The sequence below is a fragment of the Paraburkholderia sp. J94 genome, assembly GCF_905220285.1.
In the GTDB taxonomy this organism is placed as follows: domain Bacteria; phylum Pseudomonadota; class Gammaproteobacteria; order Burkholderiales; family Burkholderiaceae; genus Paraburkholderia; species Paraburkholderia tropica_A.
Map to the genome: position 1 here is coordinate 366969 of NZ_CAJMZH010000006.1, position 20073 is coordinate 387041.

18 protein-coding genes are annotated in these 20073 nt (G+C 65.6%); 1 reads left to right on the forward strand and 17 read right to left on the reverse strand.

Features of this window, described 5'->3' with window-relative positions:
- Positions 1 to 3: 3 nt before the first annotated feature.
- The 15 genes from U4Y88_RS15240 to ndk all read right to left on the reverse strand — a co-directional run bounded on the left by U4Y88_RS15240 (position 4) and on the right by ndk (position 16993).
- Positions 4 to 1350: an adenylosuccinate synthase gene (locus tag U4Y88_RS15240; RefSeq protein ID WP_224013877.1), complete on the reverse strand. Its 1347-nt coding sequence runs from the start codon at positions 1348 to 1350 to the stop codon at positions 4 to 6.
- A 190-nt stretch (positions 1351 to 1540) separates the two neighbouring features.
- Positions 1541 to 2692, reverse strand: coding sequence for an ATP phosphoribosyltransferase regulatory subunit (locus tag U4Y88_RS15245; RefSeq protein ID WP_321784826.1), 1152 nt, complete (start codon positions 2690 to 2692; stop codon positions 1541 to 1543).
- A gap of 123 nt (positions 2693 to 2815) precedes the next feature.
- Entirely contained in the window at positions 2816 to 3007 is a 192-nt protein-coding gene (locus U4Y88_RS15250) for a DUF2065 domain-containing protein (RefSeq protein ID WP_065060230.1), read from the reverse strand.
- A gap of 44 nt (positions 3008 to 3051) precedes the next feature.
- Complete coding sequence (gene hflC / locus U4Y88_RS15255) at positions 3052 to 3951, reverse strand: protease modulator HflC (protein ID WP_224013873.1); 900 nt, start codon at positions 3949 to 3951, stop codon at positions 3052 to 3054.
- Positions 3952 to 3963: 12 nt separating this feature from the next.
- On the reverse strand, positions 3964 to 5412 hold the full coding sequence (gene hflK, locus U4Y88_RS15260) for an FtsH protease activity modulator HflK (RefSeq protein WP_321784828.1): 1449 nt from the start codon (positions 5410 to 5412) through the stop codon (positions 3964 to 3966).
- A gap of 82 nt (positions 5413 to 5494) precedes the next feature.
- Positions 5495 to 6667, reverse strand: a complete 1173-nt coding sequence (gene hflX, locus U4Y88_RS15265) for a GTPase HflX (protein WP_321784830.1) — start codon at positions 6665 to 6667, stop codon at positions 5495 to 5497.
- A gap of 73 nt (positions 6668 to 6740) precedes the next feature.
- Complete coding sequence (gene hfq, locus U4Y88_RS15270) at positions 6741 to 6977, reverse strand: RNA chaperone Hfq (protein ID WP_027814901.1); 237 nt, start codon at positions 6975 to 6977, stop codon at positions 6741 to 6743.
- Between the two features lie 164 nt (positions 6978 to 7141).
- On the reverse strand, positions 7142 to 8479 hold the full coding sequence (der, locus tag U4Y88_RS15275) for a ribosome biogenesis GTPase Der (protein ID WP_065060365.1): 1338 nt from the start codon (positions 8477 to 8479) through the stop codon (positions 7142 to 7144).
- 488 nt (positions 8480 to 8967) lie between these two features.
- Entirely contained in the window at positions 8968 to 10113 is a 1146-nt protein-coding gene (gene bamB, locus U4Y88_RS15280; protein WP_321784832.1) for an outer membrane protein assembly factor BamB, read from the reverse strand.
- Positions 10114 to 10199: 86 nt separating this feature from the next.
- Complete coding sequence (locus tag U4Y88_RS15285) at positions 10200 to 10829, reverse strand: tetratricopeptide repeat protein (protein ID WP_224013865.1); 630 nt, start codon at positions 10827 to 10829, stop codon at positions 10200 to 10202.
- Between the two features lie 133 nt (positions 10830 to 10962).
- Positions 10963 to 12300 (reverse strand): histidine--tRNA ligase, encoded by a 1338-nt coding sequence (hisS, locus tag U4Y88_RS15290; protein WP_321784834.1) that lies wholly within the window; start codon positions 12298 to 12300, stop codon positions 10963 to 10965.
- Between the two features lie 145 nt (positions 12301 to 12445).
- The gene (gene ispG / locus U4Y88_RS15295; protein WP_224013861.1) at positions 12446 to 13780 is read right to left on the reverse strand and encodes a flavodoxin-dependent (E)-4-hydroxy-3-methylbut-2-enyl-diphosphate synthase; all 1335 of its coding nucleotides are present in this window, start codon (positions 13778 to 13780) and stop codon (positions 12446 to 12448) included.
- A gap of 114 nt (positions 13781 to 13894) precedes the next feature.
- A complete protein-coding gene (locus U4Y88_RS15300; RefSeq protein ID WP_321784836.1) occupies positions 13895 to 15058 on the reverse strand; it encodes a helix-turn-helix domain-containing protein in 1164 nt (387 codons plus the stop codon).
- A 223-nt stretch (positions 15059 to 15281) separates the two neighbouring features.
- Positions 15282 to 16445: a 23S rRNA (adenine(2503)-C(2))-methyltransferase RlmN gene (rlmN, locus tag U4Y88_RS15305; protein ID WP_321784838.1), complete on the reverse strand. Its 1164-nt coding sequence runs from the start codon at positions 16443 to 16445 to the stop codon at positions 15282 to 15284.
- A 122-nt stretch (positions 16446 to 16567) separates the two neighbouring features.
- A complete protein-coding gene (gene ndk, locus U4Y88_RS15310) occupies positions 16568 to 16993 on the reverse strand; it encodes a nucleoside-diphosphate kinase (protein WP_027814909.1) in 426 nt (141 codons plus the stop codon).
- Positions 16994 to 17308: 315 nt separating this feature from the next.
- On the opposite strand from ndk, the gene U4Y88_RS15315 reads away from it, so the two are divergent.
- Positions 17309 to 18007: a Bax inhibitor-1/YccA family protein gene (locus U4Y88_RS15315; protein ID WP_224013857.1), complete on the forward strand. Its 699-nt coding sequence runs from the start codon at positions 17309 to 17311 to the stop codon at positions 18005 to 18007.
- A 134-nt stretch (positions 18008 to 18141) separates the two neighbouring features.
- Here the strand turns inward: U4Y88_RS15315 and U4Y88_RS15320 are convergent, their stop codons facing one another.
- Positions 18142 to 18915: an MBL fold metallo-hydrolase gene (locus U4Y88_RS15320; protein ID WP_321784840.1), complete on the reverse strand. Its 774-nt coding sequence runs from the start codon at positions 18913 to 18915 to the stop codon at positions 18142 to 18144.
- A 7-nt stretch (positions 18916 to 18922) separates the two neighbouring features.
- Entirely contained in the window at positions 18923 to 20062 is a 1140-nt protein-coding gene (gene bamC, locus U4Y88_RS15325) for an outer membrane protein assembly factor BamC (RefSeq protein ID WP_224013853.1), read from the reverse strand.
- Positions 20063 to 20073: the final 11 nt, after the last annotated feature.

Below are 20073 nucleotides of genomic sequence, written 5' to 3' on the forward strand. Positions count from 1 at the left end.
CACTTAGACCTTGAACGGATGACGCAGCAGGATCGTTTCGTCGCGATCCGGGCCGGTCGAGACCATGTCGATCGGCACGCCGGCGACTTCCTGCACACGCTTCAGGTATGCCTGCGCGCTCTGCGGCAGCGCATCGAACTGCGTGATGCCGATGGTGCTTTCCTTCCAGCCCGCGAAGGTCTCGTAGACCGGCTCGCAGGCCGCCACTTGCGAGGCGCCGCGCGGCAGGATGTCCACGTCCTGGCCGTCGACCTTGTAGCCGACGCAGAGCTTCACTTCTTCGAGGCCGTCGAGCACGTCGAGCTTGGTGATGCACAGGCCCGTCACGCCGTTGATCTGGATCGAGCGGCGCAGCGCGGCGGCGTCGAGCCAGCCGGTGCGGCGCGGACGGCCCGTGACCGAACCGAATTCCTTGCCGACCTTCGCGAGCGTGAGGCCCACTTCTTCCTGGCGGTCAGCGTTGTCGGCGTCATACAGTTCGCTCGGGAACGGACCCGAACCGACGCGCGTGCAGTACGCCTTGGTGATGCCGAGCACGTAGTTGAGCTTTTGCGGACCGACGCCCGCGCCTGCCGAAGCCGCACCTGCGACGCAGTTGCTCGACGTGACGAACGGATAGGTCCCGTGATCGATGTCGAGCAGCGTGCCTTGCGCGCCTTCGAACAGCAGGTTGCTGCCTTCGTTGTTCACGTCGTACAGACGACGCGAAACGTCCGTGACCATCGGCTTCAGGCGTTCGGCGTACGACAGCATCGTGTCGAGCGTCTGCTGATAGTCCACGGCCGGCGCGCCCAGGTACTGGGTGAGCACGAAGTTGTGGTAGTCGAGGTTCTCGCGCAGACGCGCGGCGAACGTTTCCGGCTCGAACAGATCCTGCACGCGCAGACCGCGGCGCGCGACCTTGTCCTCGTACGCCGGGCCGATGCCACGGCCGGTCGTGCCGATCTTCGCGGCGCCGCGCTTGGCTTCGCGCGCCTGGTCGATGGCGATGTGGTACGGGAGAATGAGCGTGGTGGCTTCGGAGATGAAGAGGCGCTTCTGAACGTCGATGCCCGCTTCTTCCAGCTCGCCGATTTCCTTGAACAGGGCTTCGGGCGACAGCACCACGCCGTTGCCGATGTAGCAGGCGACGCCGGCGCGCATGATGCCCGACGGGATCAGTCGGAGAATGGTCTTCTTACCGCCGATGATGAGAGTGTGGCCGGCGTTGTGACCGCCCTGGAAACGCACCACGCCTTGCGCGTGGTCCGTCAGCCAGTCGACGATCTTGCCCTTGCCTTCATCGCCCCATTGGGTGCCCACGACGACGACGTTGCGTCCCGGGGTTACATTCACTGCGCTGGCAGACATGGTGTTTCGTTAGCTGGTTAAAAACGTATTCTACCTGGGTTCGGCGACAAGACCGCCTTTTTTTCCCGAAATTCCAGGAATTTCCTTTTGCACTCAACGGCATGCGCTGCGAGACGCCCTGCCCGGCGCGTGCGCCGGGCGTGGTTCGATGCCCGCTTTGTGGCCGTTTTGTGTCCCGGCGCGCGCCCGCTTATGCGCGCGCTTCGACCACCCACACGCCGTCGCGCTCGACCAGCGTGCGGTCGCAGGCGAACTCGTCCATGTCGTGATCGTGACCCGGCAGCGCCTGGATGACGACTTCGCCCGCGTCGCGCAGGGCCGCGACGGCGGCGCGCAGCGCCTCGTCGTGCTTCCACGGCGCGAGGATCGCGCTGCTGCGCGCTTCGACCGGCGAAATCCGCGCCACTTCGCGCAGATCGAGCGAGAAACCCGTTGCTGCGCGGGCGCGGCCATAGGCCTCGCCGACCTTGTCGTAACGGCCGCCGCGCGCAACCGCGTTCGGCACGCCGTCGACGTAAGCCGAGAACATCACGCCGCTGTGATACGCGTAACCGCCCAGATCGGCGAGATCGAGTGCCAGTTCCGCGCCCTCGATCTTGCCGACGAGGAACGCCAGGTCGTCGAGCGCGCGCGCGATGCCGGGCAGCGCCGGCAGACGCTTGCGGGCTTCGTCGATCACGCTCGCGTCGCCGTACAGCGTCGGCAGCGCGCGCAGCGCGTCGCGCGTGACCGGCGCGAGGCTCGCCGTGAGTTCGGCCAGACGCGGCACGTCCTTTCCTGCGAGCGCTTCATACAAAGCGTCGCCGAGCGCAGCGGCTGCGGGATCGGCTTCGAAGATCGCCGCGAGCACGCCCGCGTGCGAGAGGTCGAGGCGCACCTGCGTGAGACCCGCGAGGCGCAGCGCATCGAGCATCAGCTGCTGGATTTCGAGGTCGGCTTCGAGGCCGGCGTGGCCGTAGATTTCAGCGCCGATCTGGATCTGCTCGCGCGTGGCGTGCAGGCCGCGCGGCAGCGTGTGCAGCACGTTGCCCGCATAGCACAGGCGCGTCACGCCCTGACGGTTCAGCAGATGCGCGTCGATGCGCGCGACCTGCGGCGTCATGTCGGCGCGCAGGCCGAGCGTGCGGCCCGAGAGTTGGTCGACGAGCTTGAAGGTGCGCAGGTTCAGATCGCGCCCGCTGCCGACGAGCAGCGACTCGAGGTATTCGAGCAGCGGCGGCATCACCATTTCGTAGCCATAGGCGCGGAAGCGGTCCAGCAGGCGGCGGCGCAGTTCTTCGATCTTGCGCGCCTCGGACGGCAGCACGTCGGCGATATTCTCGGGAAGTAACCAGGTCGACATCGGTGAGTCCTACGACAAAAAGGGCCACGCAGGCCGGCGGCGCGCGCGAAGGCGCGCCTCACTCGGGCCATGAACGGACCGGACGATAGAAACGGCGCGCCCCTCGCGGCACGCGCCTTGAATTCAGGTGGCAAGCATCAGCAGCACGAGGCCGAGCGCCATCACGATCAATCCGCCGATCCTGATGTGATGCGGCGGCCGTTCCGCAATTCTACGAAATGTGTCGCGCCACGCCGTCGGAAAGACGAACGGGAACATGCCCTCGATAATCAGCATCAGTGCGATCGCGAGCAACAGGGAACCGGCTATGTCCATGCGGGAAATAGCGCCGCGCACACGCGCGGCGCCCGTGTCTCAATTTAGTGTTTGCGCGGCGCGGCGGGAGCCTGCGGCGCGTCTCCGTTCGGACTGCGCATGAAGCGGAAGAAGTCGCTCGACGAGTCGACCACGACCACGTCGCCCGGCTTGAAGCTCGCGCGGTACGCCTGCATGCTCTGGTAGAAGCGATAGAAGTCCGGGTCGCGGCCGTAGGCCTGCGCAGCGATCGCGGCGGCCTTGCCGTCGCCTTCGCCCTTGATGGCCTGCGCCTGGCTGTACGCGTCGGCGACCGCGGCTTGCTGCTTGCGCTCCGCGTCGTCCTTGATCTGCTGCGCTTCGGCGGCGCCCTTCGCGCGCTGGTCGGCCGCGGCCTGCTCGCGCGCGGCGCTCATGCGCTTGTAGACGCCATTGGCGACTTCCGCCGGATAGTCGATGCGCGTGAGCTCGATATCGACCACGTCGATGCCGAGCGGCGCGGCGGCCGTCTTGAGTTCGTCGCGCGCGGCATGGGCGATGGCTTCCTGCTGCTGAAGCGCATCGGACAGCGAAACCTTCGAGAAGGCGTCGCCGAGTGCGTCGCGCGACAGCGAAGCGAGCCGGTCGGCAAGCGTCTGCGCGTCGCCCTTGGTGGCGGCGAACAGCTTGAGCGGATCGGCCACGCGATAACGCACGATCGGATTCACGAGCAACTCGGACTTGTCCGACGTCGTGTAGCGATCGGCATCAGGCGCGTCGAATGCCTGAATGCGGGTGTCGATGAACGTCGCGGTCTGGAACGGCGGCGGCAGCTTCACGTGCAGGCCCGGCTCCGCGAGCGTGGCCTTCGAGCCGCCCGACGAGGACAGCACGGCCACGTGACGCGGATCGACGACGAACACCGACGACGAAGCCAGCAGCACCACCACCACGAAGGCGACGACGAACGCAATGATCTTGTTCATATCGGCGCTCCGTTATTGCACGTCGTCTTCGCGGCCGCGCGAACGCAGGGCGTCGCGCGAACGGAAGGCATCGCTGGCCGCTTGCGCGGCGTCGCTGGCCGAAGGTGCGGGCGCCGCGCTCTGCTGGGCGCCTTGCGGTGCGCTCTGCGGCTGCGCGCCCTGCGACTGCGTGTCGCTGCTCGTGGCCGGCGCGGCGGCGCCGTTCGCATCGGGTGCCGAGGCGGCATTCGGCGCCGTGACCGCAGGCGCGGACGACGCACCCGCCGCTGCGGCGGCTCGCTGACGCGTGGCCTCGACGAGCTTGTCGAGCGGCAGATAGATCACGTTGTTGCCCGACTTGCTGTCGACGAACACCTTCGTCGCATTCGAGTAGATCTGTTGCATCGTGTCCAGGTACATGCGCTCGCGAATCACGGCCGGCGCCTTCGCGTATTGCTCGTAGACGCTGTTGAAACGCTGGGCGTCGCCCTGCGCCTGCGCGACCACGCGGTCGCTGTAGGCCTTGGCATCGTCGATCAGACGCGCGCCGTCGGCTTGCGCACGCGGCAGCAGCTGATCGGCGTAAGCCTGGGCGTCGCGCTTCGCACGCTCGCGGTCCTGATGCGCCTTCGCTTCGTCGTCGAACGCGGCCTGCACCTGGTCGGGCGCGGTGACGCTCTGGATCGTCACGCCCGTCACGCCGAGACCGGTCTTGTATTCGTCGAGCGCGTGCTGAATGGTGTCGGCCAGTTGCGCGCGGATCGGCTCGCGGTCGGCGTAAAGCAGATCGTTGGTGCTGCGCGCGCCCACCACCGTGCGCACCGCCGCCTGCGCGGCCTGGCTCACGGTCAGATCGGGATCGGCGCTGCGGAACAGGTAGTCGGTCGGCTGCTTGACCTGGTATTGCACGGTGAAGCGCACGTCGAGGATGTCGCCGTCGTGCGTGAGCACCGAGGCGTCCTTCACGTTCGACGGACGCACGAGATTATTGCGGCCGATCTCGACGCTGCGGATCTGCCCGACGTTGACGATTTCATGCGTCTGGAACGGGAACGGCAGGCGCCAGTGCACGCCCTGACCCACCGTGTGGCGATACTGGCCGAATTGCAGCACGACGCCGGCCTGGCCGTCCTGGACCACGAACACGCCGCTGCCCACGTAGATGGCGATCAGCACGCCGAGCACGATGCCCACGCCGATGCGCGCGCCGTGACCGTTGTCCGGGCGCGGACCGATGCCGCCGGGGCCCTTGCCCTTCTTGCCGAACAGCGACGACAGACGGCGATTGAAATCGCGCCACATTTCGTCGAGGTCGGGCGGGCCGTCGCCCTTGCCGCCACCGTTGTTGCCGTTATTGCCCGACGGGCGCCGGGTGTCTTCCGTGCGCTGGCCATTGCCTTCGCCACGGCCCCAACGCGGGTCGTTCAGCGAGAAAATGGCGCGGGGGCGCTGCCAGCCAGTCCGCTTGTTGTAATCGTTCACCTGAGTTCGTTCACCAGAGTAGACAGCGGGTCATGTGCGTGGGAGAAACCGCCGGGCGCCGCACGGGCGCCCCACGGACCGCTCAGCGGCCGTGCTCGGCTTCCCTGCTGGGTTCGTGCGGCAGCGCATTCCAGTCGGCTGCGGCCGGGGGCTGCGACGCCTCGGCAAGCGAATCGGCGGTCGCGATTTCGGCGATGGCGGCGCGCAGCGCATCCAGTCCGACGCCCGTGCGCGCGCTCAAAAAGACGCGCGAAATATTACCATACTCATCCCGCTCGACCGTCCCGCCTCGCGCCGCCAGTTCGGGCACGGCGTCGATCTTGTTGAACACCAGCACCTGGCGGATCGTGTCGGCGCCGATCTCGTGCAGCACCTCGTTGACCTGATCGATCTGATCGAGACGCACCGCGCTCGAAGCGTCCACCACGTGCAGCAGCAGATCGGCCTGCACGGTTTCCTGCAGCGTCGCGCGGAACGCGGCCACCAGTTGGTGAGGCAGTTCGCGGATGAAACCCACGGTGTCGGACAGCACGATCTGACCCACTTCGTCGCCGAGCCAGACGCGCCGCGAGGTCGTATCGAGCGTTGCGAACAGCTGGTCGGCCGCGTAGGCCTGCGCCTTCGTGAGCACATTGAACAGCGTGGACTTGCCCGCGTTCGTATAGCCGACGAGCGACACGCTCATCGTGCGCGTGCGTTCGCGCTGACGCCGCTGCGTGCCGTGTTGACGGCGCAGCTTGGCGAGCTTGCCCTGCAGCATCTTGATGCGTTCGCCGATCAGCCGGCGGTCGGTTTCGAGCTGCGTTTCACCCGGCCCGCGCAGACCGATACCGCCCTTCTGGCGCTCAAGGTGAGTCCAGGCGCGCACGAGGCGCGTGGCGAGATACTGGAGCTGGGCGAGTTCGACCTGCAGCTTGCCTTCGTGGCTGCGGGCGCGTTGCGCGAAGATGTCGAGGATGAGGCTCGTGCGATCGATCACGCGGCGGCCGAGTGCGCGCTCCAGATTACGTTGCTGGGCGGGCGACAGCGCGTGATTGAAGATGACGATTTCGATGTCGTTCGCTTCACAGGCGAGACGCAGTTCCTCGGCCTTGCCGCTGCCGATGAACATGGCGGCGTCGGGGCTGGAGCGACGCCCGGTGAGCGTGACGGCAGGATGGGCGCCCGCGCTTTTGGCGAGCAGGCTGAGTTCTTCGAGGCTGGCTTCGAAGTCGGTCTTGCCGAAGTCGATGCCGACAAGTGCGGCGTTGATCAAATTAGCTGATGTCAAAATGGAAACGGCCGGTCCGGATCGCCAGCGAGGCGCCCCGGACCGGCCGCGTCATAGGTCAGGACGCTTCCGAATCCGGGTGGAAGTTCACCGGACGGGCCGGGACCACCGTGGAAATGGCGTGCTTGTAAACCATTTGCGTAACCGTATTACGGAGCAACACGACGTACTGGTCGAACGATTCAATGTTCCCTTGAAGCTTGATGCCGTTGACCAGATAGATCGAAACAGGCACGTGCTCCTTGCGCAGCGCGTTCAGAAACGGGTCTTGTAACAGTTGCCCTTTGTTGCTCATAGCAAACTCCGTATTTTTTTGCAGGTTTAACTTAAATTGGCGGCGAAGAAAAAGAGATCCGCCGCCAATCGCTACACTATAGCTGATTCTCGTTCTGCCGCGACTGTACTGGCCGTCCGGCCAGGGCGGTGAACGACCAGGTTAAGCGCGGTAGCGAACGGAGCTCAACTCTTGTCAGTGTAGGGATTCGTCGAGGAACGAAACTCTATGCGCAATGGAGTCCCCGTCAGCGAGAAAGTTTCCCGGAAACGGTTTTCCAGATAGCGTTTGTAAGTATCGGTAATCGCATCGAGCGCATTGCCGTGGATCACGATGATCGGCGGGTTCTGGCCCCCCTGGTGCGCATAGCGCAGTTTCGGGCGAACCGGACCGCGGCGGCGCGGCTGCTGGAACTCCACCGCTTCGATCAGCGCGCGCGTGAGGCGCGGCGTCGGCAGCTTGGCCATCGCGGCGGCGTAGGCGTCGTCCACCGAACGCATGAGCGCGCCAATGCCGAATTTTTCCGTCGCCGAAATGAAGTGCATCTTGGCGAAATCGAGGAACTTCAGCTTGCGTTGCAGGTGATGCTTGGTGCGGTCGCGCGCGTGGTCGTCCATGCCGTCCCACTTGTTCACGCCCACCACCAGCGCACGGCCCTGCTCGACCACGAAGCCCGCGATATGCGCGTCCTGGTCGGAGATTTCCTGATGCGCGTCGAGCAGCAGGATCACCACGTTGGCGTCGGCGATCGACTGCAGCGTCTTCACGACCGAGAACTTCTCGATAGCCTCAAAGACCTTGCCGCGGCGGCGCAAACCGGCCGTATCGATGAGCGTGTACTTCTTGCCGTTACGCTCGAAATCCACATAGATCGAATCGCGCGTCGTGCCCGGCATGTCGAAGGCGATCACGCGATCTTCGCCGATCAGCGTGTTCACGAGCGTCGACTTGCCGACGTTCGGACGGCCGACGATGGCGATCTTGACGCCGTGCTTGCTCGCGTCGTCCTCGTCTTCTTCGGGGCGATCGGTGTAGGCCTGATCGAGCGCCTCGTTGATCATTTCCGTCACGCCGTCGCCGTGCGCGGCCGAAATCGCGCGCGGGTCGCCGAGGCCGAGTTCGTAAAAGTCGGCGGCCACAGCACTGTATTTCATGCCTTCGGCCTTGTTGACCACGAGGAAGATCGGACGACCGGTCTTGCGCAGGTAATCGGCGATGTGCTTGTCCTGCGGCGCGAGGCCGTTGCGGCCGTCGCAGATGAACACGACGATGTCGGCTTCTTCCACGGCCTGACGCGTCTGGCGCGCCATTTCATGCAGGATGCCGTCCTTCGCCACGGGCTCGAAACCGCCGGTGTCGACAACCAGATACGCGCGATCGCCCACTCGCCCCTCGCCGTAATGGCGGTCGCGCGTGAGACCGGGCAAATCGGCCACCAGCGCATCGCGCGAACGCGTGAGCCGGTTGAAGAGCGTGGATTTCCCCACATTGGGGCGCCCGACGAGGGCGATAACGGGTTTCATCTGATCTTTTCTACAGTAAGGCGCGGCGCCGGAACGTCCGGCCCGCTGCGCGGCAAGCGCCTGCAAGGTAGCCCGCAGGGCTGCATCAGTTGCAAATTATCACGAAATGGGCACCGGGCCCGACGCTCGCGGCCATTGACCGGTCGTCGGCACCCGGTATGCGCCGCATGAAGCTTCGGGCGGCCCGGATCGACTTTCTTCTTCGGCCTCGCAGACCGACCCGGCACACCGGCCAGGCGATCAGAAGCGTTCGCCGGGTCCAGCAGCCGGGCCCGGACTGCGCGCGACGCGCGTGGCGTCATGCGGGGCCGTGCCGACATGCGCGCGGCCGGCGTGCGCCGGCCCGCTCGACGGCGCACCGAATCATTCCCGGACGCCGTCTTGATTTCTGCATGTGGCGCTGTGACGCACCAAATGCAAGAGGCCGCACCCCGCAGGGGCGGCCCCTTCACTGCGACCGGCGACGCGCGCCGGACGCCTTGATTCGCTTAACGCGGACGCAGACCGTAGAGGTCGCCGTCCTTCGTTTGCACGACGAGCGTGTTGCCCGCGAGCACCGGTGCAGCAACGATCGGGCTGCCGTCGGTCTTCACGCGCGAGACGAAGCTGCCGTCGTCGAGCGAGAGGAAGTGCACGTAGCCTTGATAGTCGCCCACCACGACCGCGTGGCCCAGCAGTGCCGGGACGCTGACGTCGCGATTCTTGAGCTTGTCGGTGCTCCACGACTGCGCGCCCGTCGACACGCTGTACGCCTTCACGACCGACCAGTCGTCGCCGCCGACCACGGTGGCGTCGTCCTGAGCGATACCGCTCGTGCTCGAGAACGCCTTCTCCCACATCGCACGGCCCGAGTTGGCGTCGAAGCAGCCGAGCTGACCCTGGAACGTCACTGCGCAGGTCGTGGCGCCGACGAGCGTGGGCGGTCCGCTCACGTCGTTGATACGCTCGACTTCGGTCACGCCCTTCGGATACGACACCGGCGTTTCCCAGAAGGCGTCGCCGCTTTGCAGGTTGATCGCCGCGAACGCGCCGCCCGGGAAGCCCGCGAGCACCGCCTGGTCACCCGCGAAGGTCATGCCGGCCGAAACACGCAGATTCAGCGGCACCGCGCGGTTGCGATAGAGCCACTTCTGCTCGCCCGTCTGCGCATTGAACGCGACGATCTGGCCGTCGATCGTACGCACGATCACGAGACCGTTGCCGACCAGCGGCGGCGAGATGATTTCGCCCGGCGCCTTGGCTTGCCACGAGAGCTTGCCGTTCGAGTCGAGCACGTAGACTTCGCCCTTCAGGCCGCCGACGGCCGTCAGGTTGCCGTCGCTGCCGACGCCTGCCGAAATGTCGTCCTTGAGCTTCGTGCTCCAGACTTCCTTGCCGGAAGCGGCGTCGATCTTCTTGACCGAACCGTTGGCGCCAGCGGCATAGACCGCGTCGCCGACGGCGACCGGCGAGAACAGGTAGCGGCCGGCCTTGCCGACGCTCGCCTTCCACACCTGCTGGACGTCCAGCACCGGCTTGAACTCGGTCAGCGGCACCGGCACGCGGCGCTCGTCCTTCGTCGATGAGCAGGCCGCCAGAGCAAGGACGGTCATCGCGCAGGCGACGGGCACAACGGTTCGTTTCAGCAGATTCATCGGTGAACGAAGCATCAAAGGAGTTGAGTTGATTTGTTGATTCGATTCGCGGGCGGCGCACGCGGTGCGTCACGCCCGCCGCTTGCTTAGCCGCCCAGCGCGTCGAGCTTGAACTGGATCAGTTGACGCTCGGACGCATCGGTCTTCGGCAGGGTGTCGAGCGCGAGCTTGTACGAGGCGCGCGCGTCGTCGCGCTTGCCCGCTGCCGCGAGCAGGTCGCCACGGCCGTCGGCGACGACGCCCTTGAACGGACCCGCATCCGGCTGCGGAATCAGGGCGAGGCCCTGATCGTAGGCCTTTTCGTCGAGCAGCAGCGAAGCGAGACGCAGCTTCGCGACCTGGCGGAATTCCTCGTCCTTCGCATGGTCGGCGGCCCACTGCAGCTGCGCCTTCGCGCCAGCCGTGTCGCCCGCCATATAGAGCGCCTTCGCCACCGCGAGCGCCGACATCTGCGCATACGCGGTGCCGCCGAAGCGGTCTTCCATATCGCTCGCGACGCGCGTGATGAGCGCCTTGTCGCTGCCGTTGACGGCCTGCTGGACCTGGTCGTACAGCACGGCGGCCTCGGCCGCCTGGCGGCGCTGCCAGAAGTTCCAGCCGTTCCACGCGGCGAGCGCGAGCAGTACGATCAGCACGACCCACGTAGCGGCGTTACCCCACTGCGTCCACCATGCCTTGAAACTCTCGATCGATTCCTGTTCGTCGTGGTAACTCATCGCGTCGCGATTCCTCGTTTTTTCTGAAGCCTGTTAGGGGGCGCGCCACCGCATTTCGCGCCGTTTTTTCAGGCGTTTCGTGCAGCGCGGACACGCCGCCAGTCTTGATCCAATCTTGATTCGAGCGTCGCGATCAGTCGTCGCCGTCTTCGGCGGATGCAACCATCGCATTGATCAGATATTCGGTCAAGTCCTCAAGCGCTACCGTTTGTTGCTCGTTGCGGGCATCGGCGGCCACGCCGCGCAGCGGTTTCACACCCGCCACGCCCTTCGCCACTTCGTCCTCGCCGAGCACCACGGCGAACGCCGCGCCGCTTGCGTCGGCACGCTTCATCTGCGACTTGAAGCTCGCCGCCTGACCGTCCGCGCTGCAATGCAGGATGACGTCGAGGCCCGTGTCGCGCAGACGTTCCGCGACGATGAAAGCCTGATCGCGCGCCGCTTCGCCCTGATGCACGACGTAGACATCGCAACCTTCCGCTTGCGGCACGAGGTCTTCTTCCTTGAGCAATTCGAGAATGCGCTCGATGCCCATCGCCCAGCCGCAGGCCGCCGTGGGCTTGCCGCCAAGCTGCTCGATCAGCGGGTCATAACGGCCGCCGGCCGCGACGGTACCCTGCGCGCCGAGCTTGTCCGTGATCCACTCGAACACGGTCAGATTGTAATAATCGAGACCACGCACGAGACGCGGATTGATCTTGAACGGAATGTTGTTCGACTTGAGGATGCGTTGCAGCCCCTCGAAGTGCGCGCGCGAATGCTCGCCGAGGAAGTCGATCAGCTTTGGCGCGTTGTCCGCGACTTCCTGCAGCGCGGGATTCTTGGTGTCGAGCACGCGCAGCGGGTTCGTATACAGGCGGCGCTTGCCGTCTTCGTCGAGCAGGTCGACGTGCTGCTCCAGATACTTGATGAGCTCGACGCGATGCGCCGCGCGCTCCTCCGCCAGACCCAGCGAGTTGATCTCAAGCTTGATACCGGTCAAACCGAGATCGTCCCAGAGACGCTGGCACATCAGGATGATTTCCGCGTCCGCGTCCGGGCCCGAGAAGCCGAGGGCTTCCACGCCGACCTGGTGGAACTGGCGATAACGGCCGCGCTGCGGACGCTCGTGACGGAACATCGGACCGACGTACCAGAGACGCTTCGGGCCGTCGTAGAGCATGTTGTGCTCGATCGACGCACGCACGACCGCCGCCGTGTTCTCGGGGCGCAGCGTGAGATGCTCGCCGTTCAGCGAGTCGGTGAAGCTGTACATCTCTTTTTCGACGATGTCGGTCACTTCACCGATACCGCGCGTAAAGAGCTGCGTGTGCTCGACGATCGGCGTACGGATATTTTGATAGCCGTACGAACGGAGCATGGACTTCACGGTGGTTTCGAAGAAGTCCCACAGCGCGGCGTCCTGCGGCAGGATGTCGTTCATGCCCTTCACGCCGGTCAGCTTTTCGGGCTTTCTTTTCTGTTCGCTCATGGTGTTGCGATTGACGATGTTCGGTTGTGCTTGGCAGTCGGTTCGCTCGGTGGCTCGGGGCTCATCGAGTGCAAACTCGTGAGACGCTGAGCGCGGCGGTCTGGCGCGCGCCCGCGAGGGGCGCGCCGCGATGCTGAATCTGCCCTTAGTGGGCCGCTTCCTGGGTCGCTTGTTCGGCCTTGCCGTACTTGCGCGCGACGTAGTCGCTGACGATCTGCTGGAACTCTTCGGCGATGCGCTCGCCGCGCAGCGTCTTGACCTTTTCGCCGTCGATGAAAACCGGCGCGGCCGGGTTCTCGCCCGAGCCCGGCAGGCTGATGCCGATGTTCGCGTGCTTCGACTCGCCCGGACCGTTGACGATGCAACCCATGACCGCGACGTTCATGGTCTCGACGCCCGGGAACTCGTCGCGCCAGATCGGCATCTGCGCACGCAGATAGCCCTGGATCTGCGACGCCAGTTCCTGGAACAGCGTGCTGGTCGTGCGGCCGCAACCCGGGCACGCGATGACCATCGGCGTGAACGAGCGCAGGCCCATCGTTTGCAGGATTTCCTGGCCAACCACGACTTCGCCCGTGCGCGATCCGCCCGGTTCCGGCGTGAGCGAGATGCGGATCGTGTCGCCGATGCCCTGTTGCAGCAGCACCGACAGCGCCGCCGTCGAAGCGACGATGCCCTTCGAGCCCATGCCCGCTTCCGTGAGGCCCAGGTGCAGCGCGAAATCGCAACGCTTCGCGAGCTGCTGGTACACGGCGATCAGATCCTGCACGCCGCTGACCTTGCACGACAGGATGATCTTGTCGCGGCCAAGGCCGAGTTCGACCGCGCGTTCTGCCGAGCCGATGGCCGACTGGATCAGCGCTTCGTACATCACGCTTTGCGCTTCCCACGGCACGCTGCGCGCCGCGTTTTCGTCCATCATGCGCGCGAGCAGGTCCTGATCCAGGCTGCCCCAGTTCACGCCGATACGCACCGGCTTGTCGTACTTGATGGCCGCTTCGATCATCTGCGCGTACTGCGTGTCGCGCTTCGCGCCCTGACCCACGTTGCCCGGGTTGATCCGGTACTTCGAGAGCGCTTCCGCGCAGGCCGGATGGTCGCGCAGCAGCAGGTGGCCGTTGTAGTGGAAGTCGCCGACCAGCGGCACCATCACGCCCATGCGGTCGAGCTGGTCGCGCACGTGCGGCACGGCGGCCGCCGCTTCCGGCGTGTTGACCGTGATGCGCACGAGTTCCGAACCGGCTTGCGCGAGTTCCTTGATCTGGATTGCCGTACCGATCGCGTCAGCGGTGTCGGTATTGGTCATCGACTGCACGCGCACCGGCGCGTCGCCACCGATCGTCACCAGCTGGCCGCCCCAGCGCACGTGCACGGCGTGCGACTTGCGGCGCGGCGCGTGGCCGCCGAGGATCGGCTCGTTGGACACGATCTGACTGTTGCTGGACGAGGATTGCGTTTCGCTCTGCATCGAAAAACCCATTTACACCTCGCGCGCACCGCCGCTGCTCATGCAGCTGCTGCGCCGCGCGAATTGAAAAAGCGTCGCGGCCGGCTTGTCGATACTTCGCCGGCCGCGACGCATGCCATGTCTCTATCAGGGCAGCACGAAGCGCGCGACATTGCCGCGCGACGACGCGTACTTCGCCGCGTCGACCGGCTGACCGTCGATGCTCATCGACTCGATGCCGGCCTTGTTGCCCACTGTAATCTTCATCGGCGCGATGGCGTTGATGTCACGCGAGTCCGCGCCGTGGACCAGACCGGAGAAGACCTCCTTGCCGTCCTTGCCGCGCACGCTGACCCAGGTGTCCTGCGTCACGCGGATCGTGAACGTCGAGGCGTCGCCTGACGCCGCGGCCGCCGACGCGCCCTGCGCGGTCGTTGCCACGGCCGGGGCGCTGGCCGCTGCTGCCGCCGCTTGTGCCACCTGCGCCGCGCTTGCCGCAGCCGTATTTGCGGCTGCATTTGCTGCAGTATTCGCTGCCTTCGCCGCCGAAGCAGCGCTAGCCGGCTGCGCCGCTTGCGGCACGCTGGCAGGCGCTTGCGCCGCTGCTTGATCGTTAGCCTGAGCGTCCGTCTGAGCGCCGCCCTGCGCCGCCTGATCGTCGGCCTGCGCGCCCGACGCTGCGTCGTCGCCATTCGCGGTCGCGCCTTCGGCCACCGTGGCCGACGAGGCCCCCGACGACGCGCTCACGCCGTTAGCCATCGACTTGATGCGCGCGAACCACGCCGACGATTCACCGCTATTCGTATGCCACATCGAGAGCGCGATGACCGCGATCACGATGATGCCGAGGCCCCACAGCCACGACGCGCGCCGACGCGGCGCACGCGCCCCGCCGCCGCCGAGCGACAGCGACACGCGCCCGCGCGGCAGGTCGGCGCCGGCCGACGCCGGCATCGACAAATCCTGTTCCGGCACGCCGCGCTCGCGGCGCAGCGCCTGGGTGAGCGGCGCGGGGTCCGCGCCGAGCAGTTTCGCGTAGGCGCGCACGACGCCAACCGCGAACGTGGTGTCCGGCAGATGGCTGATGTCGCCCGCTTCCAGTTCGCGCAGCTTCGACACGGCCACTTTCAGGCGCGCCGAGACGTCTTCGATCGACCAGCCCTTCGCCTCGCGCAGCTGCGCGAGACGCGCACCCACCGCGCCCAGCGTGTCCGGCACGGCCTGCACCGGCGACGGCGCACCGTCCTGCGCGGTCCGGCCTGCGTGCGTCTCTGTCCCGTCTGTCCCGAAGGGGTGCTGCGGCTCGCTCATCCCAAAGTCCTTGCGTCGATTCTTTTCAATCCCGGAACCGGCGGGCGCCACGCGCCCGGCCCCGATTCGCAGACCGTTTTATAACAAAATGCGCGGCCTCTGTGCCGCTTCCGATCGCTTCTGCAACGTTTCTTGTCAAACTCGCCGATGCCCCGCTTACCCCCCGCGCGAGCGCTCCGGCGTTGCCGCCAGGCCCGGGCCTCACCGGCCCGCGCCGCCGTCCTCAATGCTGCACGGGACGGACTTCGATGATCTTCTGCCCGGCGCGCTGGGTGCGCTCCGCCAGACGCGTGCGGTCCTTCACCTCGCCGGCGAGCTGGCCGCAGGCCGCGTCGATGTCGTCGCCGCGCGTCTTGCGCACGGTGGTGACCACGCCCGCGTCCATCAGAATCTGCGCGAAACGCTTGATCTGCTCGTTCTTCGAACGGAGCAAACCCGATTCCGGGAACGGATTGAACGGGATCAGATTGAACTTGCACGGCACTTCACGCGTGACGGCGAGCAACTGGCGTGCGTGCTCCTCTGTATCGTTCACGCCGTCGAGCATGCAGTACTCGAACGTGATGAAGTCGCGCGGCGCCACCTTCAGATAGCGCTGGCACGCCGCCATCAGCTCGCGCAGCGGGTACTTGCGGTTGAGCGGCACGAGTTCGTCGCGCAGCGCGTCGTTGGGCGCGTGCAGCGACACCGCGAGCGCCACCGGCAGATCCGCGCCCAGGCGGTCCATCATCGGCACGACGCCGGACGTGGAGAGCGTGACGCGGCGGCGCGACAGGCCATAGGCGTTGTCGTCGAGCATCAGGCGCATGGCGGGCACGACCGCGTCGTAATTCAGCAGCGGTTCGCCCATGCCCATCATCACCACGTTCGTGATGACGCGCTCGCCCTTGCCTTCACCGCCGTTGGCGCGGCCGCCGGCCTCGCCAAGCAGCGACGCGCGCAGGGCGAATTCCGCCATGCGCAGCTGGCCGATGATCTCGGCGGTGGACAGATTGCGTGAAAAACCTTGCTTGCCGGTCGAACAGAACCGGCAATTGACCGCGCATCCCGCCTGCGAGGACACACACAGCGTGCCGCGCGTTTCTTCGGGGATGAACACGGTTTCGACCGCGTTGCCGTTACCGACGTCCACGAGCCATTTGCGCGTGCCGTCGGAGGAAACGTTGTCGGAAATGATGTCGGGCATGCCGATACATGCGCGCCCTTTCAGCTTCTCGCGCAGCGATTTGGCCAGATCCGTCATGCCGTCGAAGTCGGCGGCATTGTATTGATGGATCCAGCGCTGAAGCTGTTTGGCGCGAAACGGCTTCTCGCCCAGGCTTTCGCAATAAGCGACAAGCCCTTGGGCGTCGAGATCGAGAAGGTTGACGGTGGAACTGCTCGTCATGTCGAATCCTGCCATTTCAGTGCGAGAGCGCGTTCACCGCCGGTTTCGAGAGAACCCGGCACCGGACGGTGGACGTCATCGCCGTTCGCGACCCTATGCTACTTTGGACTACCGCTTACTGCTTAGCGCGAGTAAACGTTGACTTCCGGGAAGAAGAACGCGATTTCAACGCGTGCCGTTTCCGCTGCGTCCGAACCGTGGACTGCGTTCGCATCGATGCTGTCTGCGAAGTCGGCGCGGATCGTGCCCTTTTCCGCCTTCTTCGGGTCCGTTGCGCCCATCAGGTCGCGGTGCTTCAGGATCGCGTTTTCGCCTTCCAGTGCCTGGATGACGACCGGACCCGAGATCATGAACTCGACCAGGTCCTTGAAGAACGGACGCTCAGCGTGAACAGCATAGAACTTCTCTGCGTCGGCGCGCGAGAGTTGGACCATGCGCGAGGCAACGATCTTCAGGCCAGCGTTTTCGAAGCGGCTGTAGATCTGGCCGATCACATTCTTCGCCACTGCGTCCGGCTTGATAATCGACAGGGTGCGTTCGATCGCCATAAAAACTCCAGAAAATTAAGAGGTTACAAGTTCAAATGAATCCGCAATTGTAGCATGTTCCCATGTATGATTGCGATTGAACCCTGATTGCTCCGAAAACTGCACAAATCCGGTGCGAATCAGGTGCAAACGCCGCACAGCCGGGGCTTTCAGCCTGGCTTAAGAATGGCGGCATACGCTGGTGAAAGATAACGGAAACTGTGTGGCATCCCGTTGAAACTCTGGGCCGTCACACTTATCTTAGGAGGGAGCGCAACGCACATCCGGCGCGCGCCCTCAATGACGTGAACCACGCGTCTCACGCAAGGAGAAAGCATGAACGAGTATCCCTATAACTTCGGCCGCGGCGGCAGCGTCGCCAGCGCCGAGACCCGCAACCGCGTACTGCGCAACACCTACTGGCTGCTCGCGCTCTCGATGGTGCCGACGGTCCTCGGCGCGTGGGTGGGCGTGGCCACGGGCTTCTCGCTTTTCGCCGCCACCAGCCCGGCCATGAGCCTGCTGGCGTTCTTCGCCATCGCATTCGGCTTCATGTTCGCCATCGAGCGCACCAAGGACAGCTCGGTCGGCGTGTTCGTGCTGCTCGGCTTCACGTTCTTCATGGGCCTGATGCTCTCGCGCCTGCTGTCGTTCATCCTCGGCTTCTCGAACGGCCCGTCGCTCATCATGCTCGCATTCGGTGGCACCGGCGTGATTTTCGCGGCCATGGCCACCGTCGCCACGGTCAGCAAGCGCGACTTCTCAGGCCTCGGCAAGTGGCTGTTCATGGGCGTGATCGTGATCCTGCTCGCCGGCGTCGCGAACATCTTCCTGCAACTGCCCGCGCTGATGCTCACCGTGTCCGTGCTGGCCATCGTGATCTTCTCGGCGTACATGCTGTTCGACGTGCAGCGCGTCGTGAACGGCGGCGAGACCAACTACATCTCGGCCACGCTCGCGATCTATCTGGACCTGTACAACGTGTTCACGAACCTGCTCGCGATCCTCGGCATCTTCGGCGGCAACCGCAACTAAGTTGCACCACGCGGGCCGGACCTGATCCGGCCCCGCTCGCAGGAGCGGCAGCCAACAAAAAAGCCCATGACCTTCGTCATGGGCTTTTTTTCGTCTCGAGCCAGGGAGCCGAACGGCCCGCTAGCGTCGATCGATCAAAGCGCCAGCCAGTCGAACCCCTCGTCCTGCGTTGCCACCCCGATTTCCGTCGCCGCATTGCCGAGCACCGCGGCCATGGCCGCGCGTGCGAGTTCCGGCGAGTTGTTCTGCTGGCTCAGGTGCGCAGCGATCAGATGGCGCAGCTTCGAACGGTCGAGCGCGGCGAGAATGTCGCCCGCCGCCTCGTTGTTCAAATGCCCGTGCGAGCCGCTAATGCGCGCCTTGAGCGACGCCGGATAGCGGCTGCCCGCGAGCATGTCGAGGTCGTGGTTGTATTCGAGCACGAGCGCGTCGCACCCGCTCAGCACCGAATTGATGTGCGGCGTCGATTCGCCGACGTCGGTCAGCACGCCCAGACGGCTCGCGCCATCGCTGAACACGAACTGGAGCGGCTCGCGCGCGTCGTGCGGCACCGTATACGGCAGCACGCCGAGTTCACCGATTTCGACCGTCTCGTCGCCCCAGAGGATATTGAGTTCCACGTTGGCGTCGTCGGCGCCCACGGCTTGCGCCGTGCCCCAGCTCATGTAGAGCGGGATCGACCAGCGGCGCGCCAGCGTGAGGGCGCCGCCGATGTGATCGCTGTGTTCGTGGGTGATGAGGATGGCGCTGAGGCTATCGGCGGCGAGGCCCGCACGGGCGAGCCGCCGCTCCACTTCCTTCGCCGAGAATCCGCAGTCCAGCAGCACGCGCGTGGGCGTCGCGCCGCTGCCTGCTTCTACGACCAGCGCGTTGCCCTCGCTGCCGCTGCCGAGGCTTGCAAAGCGCACGGCGGGATCAGTTCAGCTGCGCGTGCAGCGCGGAGACGATGCGCTGGGCGTCCGACGACGTATCGACCTGACCGCTCTGGTTGAGTACCGCGACCTGGGTGGAGCTGCCGTTCGGGCGCACCGCGATCTGGAACTCCGGACTCTGATTCTGCTTCGCCTTCTTCGGGTTGTAGAAGAGCTTGCCGAACAGGCCGTCGCCCTTCAGTTCCTGCATCGAATCGGCGTAACGGACGTAGTAGATGCCCTTTTCGCGGTCGCGGTTGTCGACCGTGAAGTTGGTGCGGTCGAGCGCGAGGCCCACACGCAGCCACGCCGTATCGAACGCTTCAGGCAGATTGAGCGTCGTGCCGTCCGGGCCCGCCGCGACCTTTACCGCGGCCACCGACGGACGCGCGTCGGTCAGCAGCTGCTTCGATTGCGCGTCGGTCAGACCGAACTTCTGCATGATCTTGGCGAGGAATTCGGCTTCGAGTGCCGGATCGCGCGGACGCTCGACCCACTTCGAACCCGTCTTGTCCTGGCCCGTGAGCATTTCTTCCATCGCGCTGTGCGTGACCGAAATGTCGGTCTGGCCGTCCGGGCCGCGCGACACCAGCGTGCGGAAACGGTCGCGCGTGCCCGACGAGTACGCGAAGTCGATCACACGGCCGATCGTGCGGCGGAACCAGTCGTCGGGAATGTTGGCGCGGTTTTCGGCCCAGTCCGTGGTCATGATGCCGGTGTTCGGCGCGTCGGTGGTCAGCGTGAAGCCGTTGTCGGTCCAGAATTCCTGGAGCTGCGGCCAGACGTCGTCCGGCGTGCGGCCGTCGACCACGAGCCAGCGGCGGTCGCCGTCGCGCTCGACGTGCATGCCGAGCGGATCCTGCGCGCTCGGCACGCCCAGCACGGCGTTGCCCTGCGGCGTGACGGTGCGCTGCGCGGCGCCGCCGAGCGCCACCGTGGGCGGCGGCGCGACGTACTTCTGGTCGCCCGGCGCCGAGGACAGATCCTTCGGCACGGCCAGCGGCGGCGCACTTGCCGTGTCCTTGTAGTTGACGCGATCGGACGCGAACATGTCGTTCAGCGACTCGCAGCCAGCGAGCGAGCCGAGTGCGAGCGCCAGCACCGCCATGCGGGTTGCGTGGAGGGAAAAAGCGGAACGTTTCATGTGGACCTTCG

Bases quoted from the DNA above. Each gene is read 5' to 3' on its own strand.
- U4Y88_RS15240 (WP_224013877.1), bottom strand. From the start codon at position 1,350: ATGTCTGCCAGCGCAGTGAATGTAACCCCGGGACGCAACGTCGTCGTC.
- U4Y88_RS15245 (WP_321784826.1), bottom strand. From the start codon at position 2,692: ATGTCGACCTGGTTACTTCCCGAGAATATCGCCGACGTGCTGCCGTCC.
- U4Y88_RS15250 (WP_065060230.1), bottom strand. From the start codon at position 3,007: ATGGACATAGCCGGTTCCCTGTTGCTCGCGATCGCACTGATGCTGATT.
- hflC (WP_224013873.1), bottom strand. From the start codon at position 3,951: ATGAACAAGATCATTGCGTTCGTCGTCGCCTTCGTGGTGGTGGTGCTG.
- hfq (WP_027814901.1), bottom strand. From the start codon at position 6,977: ATGAGCAACAAAGGGCAACTGTTACAAGACCCGTTTCTGAACGCGCTG.
- der (WP_065060365.1), bottom strand. From the start codon at position 8,479: ATGAAACCCGTTATCGCCCTCGTCGGGCGCCCCAATGTGGGGAAATCC.
- bamB (WP_321784832.1), bottom strand. From the start codon at position 10,113: ATGAATCTGCTGAAACGAACCGTTGTGCCCGTCGCCTGCGCGATGACC.
- U4Y88_RS15285 (WP_224013865.1), bottom strand. From the start codon at position 10,829: ATGAGTTACCACGACGAACAGGAATCGATCGAGAGTTTCAAGGCATGG.
- hisS (WP_321784834.1), bottom strand. From the start codon at position 12,300: ATGAGCGAACAGAAAAGAAAGCCCGAAAAGCTGACCGGCGTGAAGGGC.
- ispG (WP_224013861.1), bottom strand. From the start codon at position 13,780: ATGGGTTTTTCGATGCAGAGCGAAACGCAATCCTCGTCCAGCAACAGT.
- U4Y88_RS15300 (WP_321784836.1), bottom strand. From the start codon at position 15,058: ATGAGCGAGCCGCAGCACCCCTTCGGGACAGACGGGACAGAGACGCAC.
- rlmN (WP_321784838.1), bottom strand. From the start codon at position 16,445: ATGACGAGCAGTTCCACCGTCAACCTTCTCGATCTCGACGCCCAAGGG.
- ndk (WP_027814909.1), bottom strand. From the start codon at position 16,993: ATGGCGATCGAACGCACCCTGTCGATTATCAAGCCGGACGCAGTGGCG.
- U4Y88_RS15315 (WP_224013857.1), top strand. From the start codon at position 17,309: ATGAACGAGTATCCCTATAACTTCGGCCGCGGCGGCAGCGTCGCCAGC.
- bamC (WP_224013853.1), bottom strand. From the start codon at position 20,062: ATGAAACGTTCCGCTTTTTCCCTCCACGCAACCCGCATGGCGGTGCTG.